Source organism: Mesorhizobium xinjiangense, from assembly GCF_009749525.1.
Lineage (GTDB): Bacteria > Pseudomonadota > Alphaproteobacteria > Rhizobiales > Rhizobiaceae > Mangrovimarina > Mangrovimarina xinjiangensis.
Genome location: NZ_WOAC01000003.1, coordinates 242,981 through 259,323, shown reverse-complemented (window position 1 = coordinate 259,323; position 16,343 = coordinate 242,981). Strand labels below are relative to the sequence as shown.

The 16,343-nt window shown below is 62.6% G+C and carries 18 protein-coding genes; 9 read left to right on the top strand and 9 right to left on the bottom strand.

Annotated elements, in window-relative coordinates:
- Window position 1 precedes the first annotated feature (1 nt).
- A complete protein-coding gene (locus GM909_RS05525; RefSeq protein ID WP_157015206.1) occupies window positions 2-661 on the bottom strand; it encodes a dihydrofolate reductase family protein in 660 nt (219 codons plus the stop codon).
- Window positions 662-875: 214 nt separating this feature from the next.
- On the opposite strand from GM909_RS05525, the gene GM909_RS05520 reads away from it, so the two are divergent.
- On the top strand, window positions 876-1,517 hold the full coding sequence (locus GM909_RS05520) for a DUF1326 domain-containing protein (RefSeq protein WP_157015205.1): 642 nt from the start codon (window positions 876-878) through the stop codon (window positions 1,515-1,517).
- Between the two features lie 118 nt (window positions 1,518-1,635).
- Here the strand turns inward: GM909_RS05520 and gmk are convergent, their stop codons facing one another.
- The 7 genes from gmk to fabD form a co-directional block, all read right to left on the bottom strand.
- Window positions 1,636-2,292, bottom strand: coding sequence for a guanylate kinase (gene gmk, locus GM909_RS05515; protein WP_235911661.1), 657 nt, complete (start codon window positions 2,290-2,292; stop codon window positions 1,636-1,638).
- 4 nt (window positions 2,293-2,296) lie between these two features.
- The gene (locus GM909_RS05510) at window positions 2,297-3,184 is read right to left on the bottom strand and encodes a YicC/YloC family endoribonuclease (RefSeq protein ID WP_157015204.1); all 888 of its coding nucleotides are present in this window, start codon (window positions 3,182-3,184) and stop codon (window positions 2,297-2,299) included.
- A 22-nt stretch (window positions 3,185-3,206) separates the two neighbouring features.
- Entirely contained in the window at window positions 3,207-4,397 is a 1,191-nt protein-coding gene (mltG, locus tag GM909_RS05505; protein ID WP_157015203.1) for an endolytic transglycosylase MltG, read from the bottom strand.
- 175 nt (window positions 4,398-4,572) lie between these two features.
- Window positions 4,573-5,835, bottom strand: a complete 1,263-nt coding sequence (gene fabF, locus GM909_RS05500) for a beta-ketoacyl-ACP synthase II (RefSeq protein ID WP_157015202.1) — start codon at window positions 5,833-5,835, stop codon at window positions 4,573-4,575.
- A 45-nt stretch (window positions 5,836-5,880) separates the two neighbouring features.
- Entirely contained in the window at window positions 5,881-6,117 is a 237-nt protein-coding gene (locus tag GM909_RS05495) for an acyl carrier protein (RefSeq protein ID WP_157015201.1), read from the bottom strand.
- Between the two features lie 229 nt (window positions 6,118-6,346).
- Window positions 6,347-7,084, bottom strand: a complete 738-nt coding sequence (gene fabG, locus GM909_RS05490) for a 3-oxoacyl-[acyl-carrier-protein] reductase (RefSeq protein ID WP_157015200.1) — start codon at window positions 7,082-7,084, stop codon at window positions 6,347-6,349.
- A 31-nt stretch (window positions 7,085-7,115) separates the two neighbouring features.
- Window positions 7,116-8,057: an ACP S-malonyltransferase gene (fabD, locus tag GM909_RS05485; RefSeq protein WP_157015199.1), complete on the bottom strand. Its 942-nt coding sequence runs from the start codon at window positions 8,055-8,057 to the stop codon at window positions 7,116-7,118.
- 117 nt (window positions 8,058-8,174) lie between these two features.
- Between fabD and GM909_RS05480 the strand changes: the two genes are divergently transcribed.
- Window positions 8,175-8,504 (top strand): toxin-antitoxin system TumE family protein, encoded by a 330-nt coding sequence (locus GM909_RS05480; protein ID WP_235911659.1) that lies wholly within the window; start codon window positions 8,175-8,177, stop codon window positions 8,502-8,504.
- On the top strand, window positions 8,501-8,845 hold the full coding sequence (locus GM909_RS05475; RefSeq protein ID WP_157015198.1) for an HVO_A0114 family putative DNA-binding protein: 345 nt from the start codon (window positions 8,501-8,503) through the stop codon (window positions 8,843-8,845). Before GM909_RS05480 ends, GM909_RS05475 begins: the two co-directional genes overlap by 4 nt.
- A gap of 26 nt (window positions 8,846-8,871) precedes the next feature.
- Here GM909_RS05475 and GM909_RS05470 read toward each other — a convergent pair whose 3' ends face one another.
- Window positions 8,872-10,038, bottom strand: coding sequence for a M20 aminoacylase family protein (locus tag GM909_RS05470; protein WP_157015197.1), 1,167 nt, complete (start codon window positions 10,036-10,038; stop codon window positions 8,872-8,874).
- A gap of 300 nt (window positions 10,039-10,338) precedes the next feature.
- Between GM909_RS05470 and GM909_RS05465 the strand changes: the two genes are divergently transcribed.
- The 6 genes from GM909_RS05465 to GM909_RS05440 all read left to right on the top strand — a co-directional run bounded on the left by GM909_RS05465 (window position 10,339) and on the right by GM909_RS05440 (window position 16,340).
- The gene (locus tag GM909_RS05465) at window positions 10,339-11,298 is read left to right on the top strand and encodes a calcium/sodium antiporter (protein ID WP_157015196.1); all 960 of its coding nucleotides are present in this window, start codon (window positions 10,339-10,341) and stop codon (window positions 11,296-11,298) included.
- A gap of 287 nt (window positions 11,299-11,585) precedes the next feature.
- Window positions 11,586-11,993, top strand: a complete 408-nt coding sequence (gene rpsF, locus GM909_RS05460; RefSeq protein WP_157015195.1) for a 30S ribosomal protein S6 — start codon at window positions 11,586-11,588, stop codon at window positions 11,991-11,993.
- Entirely contained in the window at window positions 11,993-12,241 is a 249-nt protein-coding gene (gene rpsR / locus GM909_RS05455) for a 30S ribosomal protein S18 (protein ID WP_019170551.1), read from the top strand. The genes rpsF and rpsR overlap by 1 nt, the downstream gene beginning before the upstream one ends.
- 200 nt (window positions 12,242-12,441) lie before the next feature.
- Complete coding sequence (gene rplI / locus GM909_RS05450; RefSeq protein WP_157015194.1) at window positions 12,442-13,047, top strand: 50S ribosomal protein L9; 606 nt, start codon at window positions 12,442-12,444, stop codon at window positions 13,045-13,047.
- 170 nt (window positions 13,048-13,217) lie between these two features.
- Complete coding sequence (locus GM909_RS05445) at window positions 13,218-14,537, top strand: SAM-dependent methyltransferase (RefSeq protein ID WP_157015193.1); 1,320 nt, start codon at window positions 13,218-13,220, stop codon at window positions 14,535-14,537.
- A gap of 312 nt (window positions 14,538-14,849) precedes the next feature.
- Window positions 14,850-16,340, top strand: a complete 1,491-nt coding sequence (locus GM909_RS05440) for a replicative DNA helicase (protein ID WP_157015192.1) — start codon at window positions 14,850-14,852, stop codon at window positions 16,338-16,340.
- The last annotated feature ends 3 nt before the right edge of the window (window positions 16,341-16,343 follow it).

Sequence of the window (16,343 nt, the reverse complement as noted above, 5' to 3'; positions counted from 1 at the left end):
GTCAGGCCAGATTGCGCCGACGTTCCAATTCGGCTTCCGTGGGGTGCTCCATGGCAAACGAGCCCGTGGAAACGGCGCCGTCGCGGACATACCGGTTGATCGTGATGCCCGAACCCGAAACCTTCGAACTGGTGAGCTTCAACGCGCCGGGCGCGGTGCCATCTCCAAAGAGCCTCTTGCCCTTGCCCAGAACGAGGGGAAAGACCGCGATGAACATCTCGTCCACCAAATCCTCGGCCAACAGCGTCTTGAGAAAGTCGGTCGAGCCCTGGGTCAGGAGCACGGGCCCGTCTTCAGCCTTCAACGCCCTTACCGCAGCCGCCGCGTCGGGACCGATAGACCGGCTCTTCTGCCAGCCAAGCTGCAGGTCCGGATTGCGCGTCGCCACATATTTGGTGATGCGGTTGAAGAGCGAGCCGATCGGATCATCGGCTTCGACATAGGGCCAATGAGCGGCGAAAATGTCGTAGGTTTTGCGCCCCAGCAGAAGATCGAAAGGTTCGGCGAACAATTCGTCCACGGCCTTTCCCATCTCCTCGTCGAAATAGGTCGTGGCCCAGCCTCCATATTCAAAGCCTCCGACCGGGTCCTCCTCGGGACCACCCGGCGCCTGCATGATCCCGTCCAGGCTGACGAATGCGCCTACTTTCACCTTCCTCATTGTCCATCTCCAGTTGTGATACGAGTTGCTCCTACCGGCCGAGGACGTTCGAGTTCACCGCACGCCGACATGGGCAAGAGAAATCCCATCGAGCAACCGGGACTTTTGTTGGACGGGATCATCGAAAGTGTAGGGTCCGGCCTGATTGGCTCGATTTGCGGCCTTTGCTAAGATCACGGGCCACGGGGGCTATCCACGCCAATCGGAGGCGACCATGGCCACGGACTGGTATATCGAGGCGACGGCCTTCGGCAATTGCAATTGCGACTACAACTGCCCCTGTCAATTCGAAATGCGGCCGACACAGGACAACTGCCGCGGCTTCGAGGTCGCCAGGATCGATCGCGGTCATTTCGGCATGGTCGATCTCGCCGGGCTATGTTACGCGCTGTTTTATGCTTGGCCGGGCGCCATCTTCGAGGGCAACGGCGAGATGCAAGTCATCATCGACGAGCGCGCAAGCGAGGAGCAACGCGATGCGCTGGCCACAGTGCTCTATGGCGGCGAGACCGAAGCCGCCGCCACCCATTGGTGGGTTTTCCATGCCATGTCGAGCACCATCCACGATCCACTGACGAAGCCGTTCACCTTCGATGTCGACATCGAGGCCCGCAAGGCGCATGTGACGATCAGCGACATGCTGGAATCGACCGGCCGTCCGATCATCAGCCCGGCAACCGGGGACGAGCACCGGGTTCGCATCGATATTCCGGCCGGGATCGAGTTCGAGATCGCCGAGATCGGCAGCGCCTCCACCAAGGCGAGGGGAGCAATCAGGCTGGACCTCGACGACAGCTACGGCCAGTTCAATCACATCCGGCACAACGGATCGGGCGTGGTCCACGGCACCGGCTGAGCAGGCGCGAAAACAGAAGATCAGACACTCATGCAGCGAGCACTATCCGGACATCGCCAGGGACGATGTCGTTCAGATCGTTGAACATCGTCCCCCTTCCGGCACTGCGGGCGGATGATCAGCCGGCCTCTTCGCCGAGCAATCCCGCAACGAAATCGTACAGGCCCGGGCGGCGGTCGCGGCGCAGTCGCTCGGCCTCGATGATTGCGCGCGCACTGGAATAGGCCCGGTCGAGATCGTCATTGACGACGATGTAGTCGTAATCGACCCATTGCTCGATCTCGAGGCGGGCGTTCTTCAACCGCGTCTGGATGATCTCTGGCGTGTCCTCGGCGCGGCGCGTCAACCGTCCCAGCAGTTCCTTCATGGTCGGCGGAAGGATGAAGATGGAAACGACGTCGCCGCGCATCTTGTCGCGCAGCTGGGCGGCCCCCTGCCAGTCGATGTCGAACAGCATGTCGCGGCCTTCTGCCAGCGCCTTTTCGACCGGCGCGCGCGGCGTGCCGTAGAAATTGCCGTGGACTTCCGCCGATTCCAGCAATTCGTCATTGTCGCGCATGATCTCGAATTCGCGCTGCGACTTGAACCGGTAGTGCACGCCCTCGATCTCGCTGCCGCGGCGCTGGCGCGTGGTGACACTGACCGAAAGCTCGAAACCGTCCACATTGTCCAGCAGCGAGCGCGCGATGGTGGATTTGCCGGCGCCCGAGGGCGAGGACAGAACCAGCATCAATCCGCGCCGGCGAATGTCGCCACTACGTGTCGGTTCGCCCATCGGCCTACTCCAGATTCTGCACCTGTTCGCGAAGCTGGTCGACGACCACCTTCAGCTCCAGCCCGATCGCGGTCACCGAGGCGGCGTTCGACTTGGCGCAGAGCGTATTCGATTCGCGCCCGAACTCCTGTGCGAGAAAATCGAGCCGGCGGCCAATCGTTCCGCCTTCGTCAAGCATGGAGCGCGCAGCGGCCACATGCGCCTTCAGCCGGTCGATCTCCTCGCGGATGTCGGCCTTGGAGGCAAGCAGAACCGCTTCCATGTGCAGTCGCTGCTCGTCGAACTGGTCCGAAGCATCGCTCAGAAGCTTGATCTGGCCGGCGAGGCGCTCGCGAATGGCCTCTGGCTCGCGCGAAGGATCCTTCTCGACGCGCTGTGTCAGGGCCTCGATGCGCTCGACCTGCTGAAGCACCACCTTGGCAAGCGCCGTACCCTCGCTGCAACGTGCCGTCTCGAGGGCATCGAGGGCGCTGTCGAGCGCCTGCATGACGGCTTTGTCCAACCCGCCCTGGCCGTCCTGCGGCTCCAGGCCGTTGGGTGTTTCCAGAACGCCCTTCAAGGCCAAAAGACCGTCCGCGCTGGGCGGGGCGCAACCATACTCAGCCTGCATGTGACGGGCGAGGTCCGCGACCTGCTTGAGAAACGCCTCGTTGACGACTGGCGCGCCGGCCGGACCGACGCGCGCATGCGACAGGTTAGCCTGGACGTTGCCGCGCGAAAAACGCTTCTGGATTGCCTGCCGCGCGGCCAGTTCAAGCCGCTCGAAGCCCTGCGGAAGCCGAACGCGGGCTTCCAGGCCGCGCCCGTTGACCGAGCGCAACTCCCAGGTAAAGGCCGACCCGTCATGCTCGCCGGCCGCCCTGGCAAAGCCCGTCATGCTTTGCACAGCCATCTCGTCCCCCTTTCCGCCGACCTCAGTTCTCCGAGGGCGGTGCAGCTTCATCCTCTTCCTCGGCCGCTTCGACCTTGGCACGGTTCTTCTCCACCTCACGCCAGCGCGCCACATTGCGATTGTGCTCGTCCAGCGTCGTGGCGAAGACATGCCCGCCTGTGCCGTCAGCGACAAAATAGAGCTCGTCCGTGCGCGATGGATTGGCCACCGCCTCCAGCGAGGCACGGCCCGGATTGGCGATCGGCGTCGGCGGCAGACCGTCGATCACATAGGTGTTGTAAGGCGTCGGCTTGTCAATGTCGGATCGGTAGATCGGACGCTCGGACGGCTTTCCCTTGCCGCCGAACAGTCCATAGATGATCGTCGGATCGGACTGCAATCGCATACCGCGCTCGAGACGGTTGATGAAGACCGCGGCAACACGGGAGCGCTCGTCCGCGCGCGCCGTCTCCTTCTCGACGATCGACGCCAAGGTCACGAATTCATTGATGTCCTTGACGGGAAGGTCCTCGGAACGGCGTTCCCATATTTCTTCGACCATGCGTTGCTGGTCGGCGATCATCTTGTCGATGATTTCCTCGCGCGACGTGCCGCGCTGAAAACGCTGCGTGTCGGCGAACAGGCTGCCTTCCGGCGGCAGTTCACTTGGCATGTCGCCCACAAGGACCCCATGCTCGGCGACACGCTTGAACGCCTGTTCGACGGTGAGGCCTTCCGGGATCGTCAGCGAATAGAGGACCGATTTGCCGCTTTTGAGAAGTTCCATGATCTCGTGCATGGAGGAGCGTGCCTTGATCTCGTATTCGCCCGCCTTGAGATCGCCGTCGGCGCCATACGCCCGAACGCCGAGGCGGAAAATCCGCGAATCGCTGATGGCGCCGTTGCGCTCCAGGATCGTGGCGATTTCCCCGACGCCCGTGCTGGGGCGGATCATGACCGTGGTGTTGGTGGCCGCCGGTCCGGGCTCATCGAAGGCGCGCTTGCCGAGCCAGATCGCCAGTCCGGCGCCGAGCACGACAAGCACGACGAGTGACATCATGAAGTTCAGGAAGACCACGAACTGATTGCGGGACGCCTTCGACCGCTTGGGCGGTTCGGTTCCCTTTTCGGGTTTCAGGGCCTCGCTCGCCGATTTCGGCACGATTGGCCGCGACGCGCCCTGTGCCTCGAACACTGTCTCCTGATTTTCCTGATTATCCGGCTTGTCGTTCATTCTTGACTATAAAACTCCCTCGCAATCGGCGCGATGCGCATGGCAGCCTTCCGCGCACCATGCGCATCCGGCTTCCGGCATCTTGCTGATCACAGACGACCCCGCGAGTCGCTCACGGCAATGCTGTGGCGAACAGATGCAAGGAATATGGCAAAATTGATGGCCGAACGGCCAATCATCCGTTGTAGGCGCTGAAGACCAACGACGCATTCGTGCCGCCGAATCCGAAGGAATTGGAGAGCGCCACGTCGATCTGACGCTCCCGTGGCGTGTGAGGCACGAGATCGATGGCGGTTTCGGCCGACGGATTGTCGAGATTGAGCGTCGCCGGCGCGACATTGTCCCGAATCGCCAGGATCGAAAAGATCGCTTCGGCCGCGCCGGCCGCACCCAAGAGGTGGCCGATCGACGACTTCGTCGACGACATCGAAATCGTCGACGCCGCATTGCCGACAAGACGCTCGACCGCGCCGAGTTCGATCGTATCGGCCATTGTCGAGGTGCCGTGGGCGTTGATGTAGTCGACGTCGGAGGCGGACAGGCCGGCGCGCTTGAGCGCCGCGCTCATGCAGCGGTACGCGCCGTCGCCATCCTCGGCAGGAGCCGTGATGTGATAGGCGTCTCCGGACAGCCCGTAGCCGACCACCTCGCCATAGATCTTGGCGCCCCGTGCCTTGGCATGCTCGAGTTCCTCGAGCACGACCACCCCGGCGCCTTCGCCCATGACGAAGCCGTCGCGATCGCGGTCATAAGGCCTGGATGCCTTTTCCGGCGTGTCATTGTAGTGCGTCGTCAGAGCCTTGCAGGCGGCGAAACCGGCCAGGGAAAGCCGATTGATCGGCGATTCCGCGCCGCCGGCCACCATCACGTCGGCATCACCGAACATGATCAGACGCGCCGCGTCTCCGATCGCATGGGCACCCGTCGAGCATGCCGTAACGACCGCATGGTTCGGCCCCTTGAGCTTATGGCGGATCGAAACCTGGCCGGACACGAGATTGATGATATTGCCGGGGATGAAGAACGGGCTGATGCGCCTCGGCCCGCGCTCATGCAGGATGAGCGCATTGTCGGCGATGCCCTCGATGCCGCCGATGCCCGACCCGATCATGACTCCGGTCGCGTTCTGGTCGTCGGCCGAGGTCGGAGCCCAGCCGGCATCCTTCAGCGCCTCGTCGGCAGCGGCAATGCCGTAGATGATGTATTCGCCGACCTTGCGCTGCTCTTTGGGCTCCAGCACAAGATCGGGATTGAACGTCCCGTCCGCCCCGTCGCCGCGTGGAATGACATTGGCGATCTTGCAGGAAAGGTCCCCAACGTCGAATGTCTCGACCCGTCGGGCGCCGCTGGCGCCCGAAAGAAGCCGCTTCCACACGTGCTCGACACCCACCCCGAGAGGTGAAACGAGCCCCAACCCCGTGACGACGACACGTCTCATTCGGCTCTCCGGCCCTAGTGATGTCGGCGCGAATGCGCCGACCCCTCAGGCCGTCGCCTTCTCGATGAACTTGACGGCGTCACCCACCGTCAGGATCGTCTCGGCCGCGTCGTCGGGGATCTCGACGCCGAACTCTTCTTCAAAGGCCATGACCAGCTCGACCGTATCAAGGCTGTCTGCGCCGAGGTCGTCGATGAAGCTTGCAGATTCGGTGACTTTGTCTGCTTCAACGCCAAGATGCTCAACCACGATCTTTTTAACGCGCTCTGCAGTATCGCTCATTAGAAATTCCTCGACTTCGATTCAGTTGCGTTCTCGTTAACGGCACCATGCCCGCTAATCAAGCTGAAAGATCACGGCCCCGCAGGCATTTCATGTTGATATTCATATAGCGGATATTCCAAGCGAAGCCGGGATTGACGCGACCGATGGTCGCCACTTTGCCGGTCGGCGCGCCGCATAGCATGAAACATCCTGGCCGCAAAGCGCAAATCGCGCGCCCCGACAGCTCCTAAATCATCGCCATGCCGCCATTGACGTGGATTGTCTGCCCGGTGACGTAGGACGCCTCGTTGGTGGCCAGCCAGGTGACGGCGGACGCGACCTCGTCGCCGGTTCCCATGCGCTTCATCGGAATGGCTCCCATGATCGCCTCCGTCTGCTTCTCGTTGAGCTTCTCCGTCATCGCCGACTCGATGAAGCCCGGCGCCACGCAGTTGACGGTCACGCTGCGCGAGGCGATCTCCTGTGCCAGAGATTTGGAAAAGCCGATCAGCCCGGCCTTCGAGGCACAATAGTTGGCCTGGCCCGGATTGCCGGTCACGCCAACCACCGAGGTGATGTTGACGATGCGGCCGAAGCGGCGGCGCATCATCGGATGGGTCAATTCCCGCGTCAGGCGGAAGACGGCGCCCAGATTGACTTCGAGAACGGCATCCCAGTCATCGTCCGACATACGCACGAACAGGCCGTCACGGGTGATGCCGGCATTGTTGACCAGGATATCGACGCCCTCGAGCTCAGCCTCGGCCTTCTGGCCGAGTTCCTTCACGGCCGCGCGATCCGAGAGATCGGCCGGAAACACCTTCGCGCGCTCTCCGAGCTCGGAGGCCAGCGCGTCAAGCTTTTCCCGCCGCGTCCCGTGCAGGCCGACGATGGCGCCCTGGGCATGGAGCGTGCGGGCGATCGCCTCTCCGATGCCGCCGGAAGCGCCGGTGATGAGTGCCTTACGGCCAGTCAGATCGAACATGGTCGTGTTTCCCGTGAGTTGAATGGAAGACTTACCCGAGCGCCGCCAGAGCGGCATCGACATCGCTCGGCGTCCCAACGGCGGCGGTTGCAAGGTCGCGGTTGATGCGGCGCGCCAGGCCGCACAGCACCTTGCCCGCCCCGACCTCGTAGAGCGCGGTCACGCCGTTTGCCGCAAACCATTCGACGGTCTCGCGCCAGCGCACGCGGCCCGTCACCTGCTCGACCAGGCGCGCCGCGATCTCGTCGGAATCGGCAATCGGCTCGACCGTCACATTGGCCACGAGCGGCACCGATGGCGCATTCTTTTGCGCCGCGGCAAGCGCCTCGCGCATGGCCTCGGCGGCCGGCGCCATCAGCGCGGAATGAAATGGCGCCGAGACAGGAAGCATCATGGCGCGCTTGGCGCCTTTTCCCGTGCATATGCGCGCGGCATGCTCGACGGCCGGCTTGGCGCCCGAAATGACAAGCTGGCCACCGCCATTGTCATTGGCGATCTGGCAGACCGTGCCCCGCGCGGCTTCGGCGCAGGCCGCCTCCACCTGGTCCTGGTCAAGGCCGATGATCGCCGCCATCGCACCCTCGCCGGGCGGCACGGCCACCTGCATGGCATTGCCGCGGATGCGCAAGAGCCGGGCGGTATCGGCAAGCGAGAAGACGCCGGCGGCGCACAGCGCGGAATATTCGCCCAGCGAATGGCCGGCGACATAGGCAACCTTGTCCTGCAGCACGAAACCGCGCGCCTCGAGTGAACGCAATGCCGCGATCGAGACGGCCATCAAGGCCGGCTGTGCATTGGCGGTCAGGGTGAGCGTTTCCTCGGGCCCTTCCCACATCGTTTTCGACAGTTTCTCGCCGAGCGCCTCGTCGACCTCCTCGAACACGGCGCGCGCCTCGGGAAAGGCCTCGGCAAGCTCCTTGCCCATGCCGACCGACTGGCTGCCCTGCCCCGGAAAAGTGAATGCGATGCTCACCGTGCGTCTCCTGCCGAATTATTGCCCGCCGGCATTGATGCGCGGGCGAATTTTGCCAAGCGCTGTGCGCCAATGCGGGCAGAAGAGTCAAGGGTGGACGGGTCCCCGGACCGCCTGATGGAGTCATTTACAACACTATTGCCTGTTGGTAGTATCTCCAACATGAAGGCGGAGCTGGTTCTCCTTGAACGTCACGAACTGCCGGAAAGCAGCTTCGCCGAATTGCGCATCTGGCGAGTTCCGACACCTGTGCGCGGATCGAACCACAACTATAAATACTCGCTTGCCTATGTCGTGGCGGATGAATGCGTCCTTCGATACGACAATGAAGCCGGCAAGGGAGATCACAAGCACATCGGCGCCGCCGAAGTACGGTACTGGTTCAAGGGACCGGAACAATTGCTCGACGATTTCTGGGCGGACGTTGATGAATGGAGTGCGACATGAAGACGGTGACCTTTTCTGTCGCTACGCGCGATGATGTAAACAGGCGTGCTCTTGCGGCGTTTCGCGGGGAGCCACAAGGCGCTCACATCTCTTTTGCAACCATCGATCTGATGTGGAGTGTCCTCACCCCCAAACGCTGGGCGATCATCAAGGCCATGACCGGACAGGGACCGATGTCGATCCGCGAGGCGGCGCGGCGTGTCGGGCGCGACGTCAAGGCCGTGCACGGCGACGTTCACGCCCTCCTCAATGCGGGCGTCCTCGATCGCACCCAGGACGGAAAGATTGTCTTTCCCTACGACGCCGTGCATGTCGATTTCACGATTACCAGGGCAGCCTGAACCGGCCGCCCCGGGAGCGGCTTCGCTCAGCCTGCCGGCATCGCCGTCTCGACAAGCCTGGCCCAGTAGGAACAGCCGATCGGAATGATCTCGTCGTTGAAATCATATTCCGGGTGGTGGAGGTAGGCCGTATCGCCCTGGCCGATATTGATGAAGGCGCCGGGCCGCGCTTCGAGCATGAAGGCGAAATCCTCGCCGCCCATGACCGGCGGCATCTCCATATCGACATTGTCGCCGACGATCTGGGCCGCCACGCTACCGGCGAACTCGACCTGCAGGGCATGGTTGGACAGGACCGGATAGAGCCGCTGATAATCCAGCGTCGCCTTGGCCCCGAAGGCGGCGGCGGTGTGACGCACGATCTCGCCCATGCGCTCCTCCAGAAGGTCGCGCGCGTCCGCCGACAGGGTGCGGGCCGTGCCGGTCAGCCGCGCCGTCTGCGGAATGACATTGAACGTGTCGCCGGCCTGAAAGGTCGTCACCGAAACGACCGCCGACTCGACGGGGTCGATATTGCGCGAGACGACCGTCTGCAGCGCCGTCATGATGTGCGCGCCGACCAGCGTCGTGTCGATGCAGCGCTGCGGGCGGGCCGCGTGGCCGCCCAGGCCCTCGATGTCGATGGCGAAGGTGTCGGCAGCCGCCATCGTGGGACCACTGCGCAGGGCGAACTGGCCGACGGGGATACCCGGGGAGTTGTGCATCCCGTAGACCTCGTCGATGCCGAAGCGCTCCATCATGCCCTCCTTCACCATCTCGCGGCCGCCGCCGCCGCCCTCCTCCGCCGGCTGGAAGATGACGACCGCCGTGCCGTCGAAATTGCGCGTTTCGGCGAGATAACGCGCCGCGCCGAGCAGCATCGCGGTGTGACCGTCATGGCCGCAGGCGTGCATGACGCCGTCGGTCTTCGATTTGTACGGGTGGTCGCGGATCTCCCGAATCGGCAGCGCGTCCATGTCGGCGCGCAGCCCGATCGTCTTGCCGCTGCCGCTCTTGCGTCCCTTGATCACGCCGACTACCCCGGTCTTGCCGATACCCGTGACGACCTCGTCGACGCCGAATTCCTTGAGCTTTTCGGCGACCAGCGCGGCCGTGCGGTGAACGTCGAACAAGAGTTCGGGATGGGCGTGGATGTCGCGGCGCCATTCGGTCACATCGCGATGGAATTCGGCAATCCTGTTGATGACCGGCATACGGGTTCTCCTCTGTCTGTCCCCTCGTTTCGATGCGACTCTTGCCTGATCGGCGGCCGCAGGTAAAAAAGAAAATACTGATCCAGCAATGGCAAGCGCGGCCCGAAACGCGCACGTTGATATTCATGAAGTTATTTTATTTTAATCGCTTATGCATAATTCCTGAACTGAATATCGAACAAATGTTCGCAACCTGCCGCTGGGTGATCTTGCCGCCCGACGCGCGCGAACCCATCTTGTCGCCACCCCGGCAAACGGCTACCGGGGATTGCCTGCCACCTTTTGCATGATGGACGTTCGATGAGCCTTTTCGCCAATGCCATGCTGGTTGCCGTCGGTCTCGCGCTGCTGTTCGCGGGCGGCGAGTTGCTGGTGCGCGGTGCGGTGTCGACGGCCCGGCGGCTGGGCGTGTCCGAACTCGTCATCGGGTTGACCATCGTCGGCTTCGGCACGTCGATGCCCGAGATGCTGGTTTCGGTGGAGGCGGCCTTCAAGGGAAGTCCGGAGATCGCGCTGGGCAATGTCGTCGGCTCGAACATCGCCAACATCCTCCTGATCGTAGGCTGCGCCGCGCTTGTCATGCCTTTGTCGGGTTGGGATCGTTCAGTGCGCCGCGACGTGCGCGTGATGCTTGGCGCCTCGGTCCTGCTGTTTGTCGTGGCTGCCTGCGGCGTGCTTCCGCGATGGACCGGGGCCGGCTTTCTGGTTCTGCTCGGCATCTATCTCTACGCTCACTACCGCGCCTCGCGCGTGGCCATGAAGGAGCATAGGGAGAACGCATCCAGCGAAACGCCCGACCAGGACACCTCTATTGCATTGTCGATCGGGCTGATCCTGGGCGGGTTCGTGCTGCTTTTTGCCGGTGCGAACTGGCTCATCGACGGCGCCGTGGCAATCGCGCGCATTTTCGGCATATCGGAAGCCGTCATCGGGCTCACCATCGTTGCCGTCGGCACGAGCCTGCCGGAACTGACCACGTCCGTGGTGGCGGCCTGGCGCGGCCAGGCGGCCGTGGCACTGGGCAATGTCGTCGGCTCGAACATCTTCAACGTGTTGAGCATTCTCGGCGTGACCGCGCTCATCAAGCCGTTGCCGATCGCCGAACGCTTCTTGTGGTTCGACATCCCCTTCATGCTGGCAATCAGCATCGTCTTCGCCGGCATGCTGGTCACGCGCAATCGGTTCGGCCGCTTCGGTGCCGCAATCATGCTCGCCGTCTATGCAGGCTACACCGTTTATCTCTATATCGCCCCGGCCTGAGCCGGCTCGATCGTCTTCCCCCAATACGCTTGCAAAAGACGGAAAAACCCGTATAAGCGCGCTCACTCTACCGGTCCGACTGGGGGCTGAACGGAGGGCAGTGCGCGGTTTTCATCAGGAAGCCACGCATCTGTGAAGGCAAAATGAGCCTTCCGCCTCCCGTGTCTCCGCTCTCGACCGTCTCGAACACGCGCCTTTCTTCGCCCCGTCGCATACGGGAAAAAGACAAGTCGCAGAGGCTTAGCCGTCGGGTACCGGTGGATATATTTGAAGAAAGGCAAAGAACTATGGCTCTCTATGAACATGTGTTCCTTGCTCGGCAGGACCTCTCGTCACAGCAGATCGAAGCGCTCGTTGAACAGTACAAGGGCGTTATCGAAGCGAATGGCGGCTCCGTCGGCCGGGTGGAGAACTGGGGACTGAAGTCCCTCACCTACCGCATCAAGAAGAACCGCAAGGCCTACTACACGCTGATGGATCTGACGGCCCCGGCCGCGGCGATCAGCGAGATGGAACGTCAGATGGGCCTGTCGGAAGACGTGCTGCGCTTCATGACGATCCGCGTCGACGCACATGAGGAAGGCCCGTCGGTCATGCTGCAAAAGCGCGACCGCGACGATCGCGGCGACCGCCAGTCGCGTTTCGGCGACCGTGGCCCGCGCCGGCCGCGCGAATCTGAAGGGAGTGCACAGTAATGGTCGACATCAACCAGATCCCGACGCGGCGTCCGTTTCATCGCCGCCGCAAGACCTGCCCGTTCTCCGGCGCCAACGCTCCGAAGATCGACTACAAGGACGTGCGTCTGCTGCAGCGCTATATCTCCGAGCGCGGCAAGATCGTGCCGTCGCGCATCACGGCCGTCAGCCAGAAGAAGCAGCGCGAACTCGCCAAGGCGATCAAGCGCGCCCGTTTCCTTGGCTTGCTGCCCTACGTGGTGAAGTAAGAGCAAGAGTTGCGATGCGGGCGCATGTCGCCCGCATCGCTCCGTCGCGACGGGCGTGGCGGAGTTGAAGCAAATCCCGAGTTGGGCGGTCCGACCGCTCTAACTGCCGCGACAGGCAGGACAGCGCATTAGGCTATCGCCATCTCGCTTCCGGGCCTGTCCGCAATTTGAAGCCGCACGCGGCCAGAAAGGACAGAATCATGGAAGTCATCCTTCTCGAACGCATCGCACGCCTCGGCCAGATGGGCGACACCGTCAAGGTCAAGGACGGTTATGCGCGCAATTTCCTCCTGCCCAAAGGCAAGGCCCTGCGCGCCAACGAGTCGAACAACAAGAAGTTCGAAGCCCAGCGCGCGCAGCTCGAGGCCCGCAATCTTGAGCACAAGTCGGAGGCTCAGGCGATCGCCGATCGCCTGGACGGCAAGACCTTCATCGCCGTTCGCTCGGCCGCCGAAACCGGCCAGCTCTACGGTTCGGTGTCGACCCGCGACATTTCCGAGATCCTGACCGAGGAAGGCTTCTCGGTCGGCCGCAACCAGGTCGAGCTCAACCACCCGATCAAGGCCATCGGCCTGACCAATGTGCAGATCGTTCTCCACCCGGAAGTGGAGGTCACGGTGACGCTCAACATCGCCCGCTCGACCGACGAGGCGGAGCGCCAGGCCGCCGGCGAGACGCTCGATTCGGCCGAGGCCATCTACGGCGAAGACATCAACGACAACGCGCGCCCCGACAGCTTCTTCGACCCCAATGCGGAAGAAGAAGGGGACGAAGGAGAGGCCGAGGAAGCCGACCAGAACGTCTGACACAGCGCTTTTTCGTATCAGGAACAATGCCCGGGGCCACCACCCCGGGTATTTTTTTGCTTGATGCAATGGGTCAAGAGGCCACATCATTATATTAGAGTCGAGCGGTGGTAGCCGGTGTTGGCGTCTCCGCTTCAGGGTAGCTGTTCTCCGAGAGGAGCGTAGAGGCCATGAATGTTCTACTTCGCAATGTCATCGAGCGGCTGGTTCGCACAGGAAATCTCACCGTAACCGATCCGGACGGCAATGAGCACCGATTCGGCGATGGCACGGGCGAGCATGTCCATGCGGTATTGCGAACGCGCCGCGCCGAACGCGCCATCGCGCTCGACCCGAACCTTTCGCTGCCGGAAGCCTATATGGATGGCGAACTCGACTTCATCGAAGGCGACGTTCTCGCGTTCCTCCACATCGCCTACCAGAACATGGGGCCCGCCGGCGTCGAGGCCGCGTGGACGCGCGCGATGGAAGGGCTGCGCCACGTCTTCAGACGGCTGCAGCAGATCAACACGACATCGCGGTCGCGCGAGAACGTCAAGCGCCACTACGATCTGTCGCCCGAGCTCTACCGGCTCTTTCTCGACGAGGACATGCAGTATTCCTGCGCCTATTTCGAGCGGCCCGATATGAGCCTGGAGGAGGCGCAACTGGCCAAGAAGCGCCATCTCGCTTCGAAACTCGCCATCCGACCGGCCAATACGGTGCTCGACATCGGCTGCGGGTTCGGCGGCCTGAGCCTTTATCTGGCGCGCCATTTCGAGGCAGACGTGCTCGGCATCACGCTGTCGGAGGAACAGCACGCGATTGCATCGGAGCGGGCCGAAACGGAGGAACTGACCAACCACGCCCATTTCGAACTGAAGGATTATCGCAATCTCGGCGAACGCTTCGACCGCATCGTCTCGGTCGGCATGTTCGAGCATGTCGGCGTGAACCACTACCGCACCTTCTTCGACAGATGCGCGACGCTCCTGAAGCCGGATGGTGTGATGGTGCTGCACTCGATCGGCCGCTTCGGAAGCCCGACGACCACAAACGCCTTCATCCGCAAGCACATCTTCCCGGGCGGCTACATCCCTGCGTTGTCGGAGGTGTTGCCGGCGATCGAAAAGGCGGGACTGATGGTCGGCGACATCGAGATCCTGCGCCTGCATTATGCCGAGACGCTGAAGGCCTGGCGCAAGCGCTTCCTGGCCAATCGCGAGCGTGTGCAGGAGATCTACGACGAGCGCTTCTGCCGCATGTGGGATTTTTATCTCGCCGGCTCGGAGGCCGCCTTCCGCTGGCAGGACATGATGGTCTTCCAGATCCAGATTACGCACAAGAACAGCACGCTGCCGATGACACGCGAATACATCGCCAAATGCGAAAGGGCTTTGGCCACGCGCGATTCGAATGTTGGCGTTCTCGCCAGAGAGGACGGCGCGCCGGCGAAAGCAGACAAGGCCGCAAACGCCGCGCCGACGCGCAAGAAACGCACGGCCCACTGACTGGACAAATGCAGTCGCAAGGCCGCCCCGCAACAGGGACGGCTTCGAAAGCATGCTTGTTCCGGCGATCTCCGGCGTATTGGCCATGGTCACGGCGGCGCAGCGGTCAGTTTGCGCATGCGGCTGCGGTAATATTTCTTGTTTTGTTCCGGTCGCGACTCATAAGATGACCGCGCATCGGCTGGTCAATCTGATTCTACGTCCGTCGTTCTGCCCTGTGGATGTGTGTGGATCGCGTGTACTGACGTGTGAAAGTTCACCTTCGGTGCACGGTATCTGATACCTCCGATGCGATGAGTCGACGGGAAGATCATGGCTGAAGCAGTCCGAAAGCTGAACGTGGAGGAAACGCCCCTCTACCGCGAGGCACCCAACAACATTGAAGCCGAGCAGGCGCTGCTGGGCGCCATCATGGTCAACAACGACGCGTTCTATCGGGTTTCGGACTTCTTGCAGCCGAGCCACTTCTACGAGCCGTTGCACCGCAAGCTGTTCGAGGATGCCGGAAAGCTGATCCGGATGGGCAAGACGGCCAATCCGGTGACGCTGAAGAATTTCGTTCCGGCCGAGGACAAGGTCGGCGACATGACGGTGGCGCAATATCTCGCCCGGCTGGCGGCAGAGGCCGTGACCGTCATCAACGCCGCCGACTACGGCCGTGCCATCTACGATCTCGCGACGCGGCGCGCGCTGATCACCGTCGGCGAAGACATGGTCAACATCGCCTATGACGCGCCGGTCGACATGTCGCCGACCGACCAGATCGAGGATGCCGAACGCCGGCTCTTCGAACTGGCCGAGACGGGCCGCTACGATGGGGGCTTCGAGAGCTTTTCCGATGCCGTCAAGACGGCCATCGACATGGCCAACGCCGCCTATATGCGCGACGGCCACCTTTCGGGCATCTCGTCCGGATTTCGCGACATCGACGCCAAGCTCGGCGGCCTGCAATCCTCCGACCTCGTCATCCTCGCCGGCCGCCCGGCCATGGGCAAGACGTCGCTGGCGACCAACATAGCCTACAACATCGCTTCGGCCTATGTTCCCGCACAGCAGGCCGATGGCTCCTTCAAGGCGGCAAATGGCGGCGTCGTCGGCTTCTACTCGCTGGAAATGTCGTCCGAACAGCTCGCCACCCGCATCATTTCCGAGCAGACAGAGATCTCATCGTCCAAGATCAGGCGCGGCGACATTTCCGAGACCGATTTCGAAAAGCTGGTGGCCTGCTCGCAGATCATGCAGAAGACGCCGCTCTATATCGACCAGACCGGCGGCATCTCGATCGCCCAGCTCGCCGCGCGGGCCAGGCGCCTGAAGCGTCAGCGCGGGCTCGACGTGATCGTCATCGACTACGTGCAGCTTATGCAGGGATCCAGCGCCCGCTCGTCGCAGAACCGCGTGCAGGAGATCACCGAGATCACCACCGGGCTGAAGGCGCTGGCCAAGGAGTTGAACGTACCGATCATCGCGCTGTCGCAGCTGTCGCGCCAGGTCGAGTCGCGCGACGACAAGCGGCCGCAACTCGCCGACCTTCGCGAATCGGGATCGATCGAGCAGGACGCCGACGTGGTGCTTTTCGTCTATCGCGACGAATATTACATGCAGAACAAGCAGCCGGAGGAAGGCACGCCCGAATATGAGGACTGGCGGCTCAAATTCGACCGCGTGAAGGGCAAGGCCGAGCTCATCATCGCCAAGCAGCGTCACGGCCCCACCGGCACGGTCGAACTCGCCTTCGAGGGGCAGTTCACCCGCTTCTCCGACCTGGCGGAAGAAGACCGGCTGCCGGAGCGTTTCGAGTAGGCC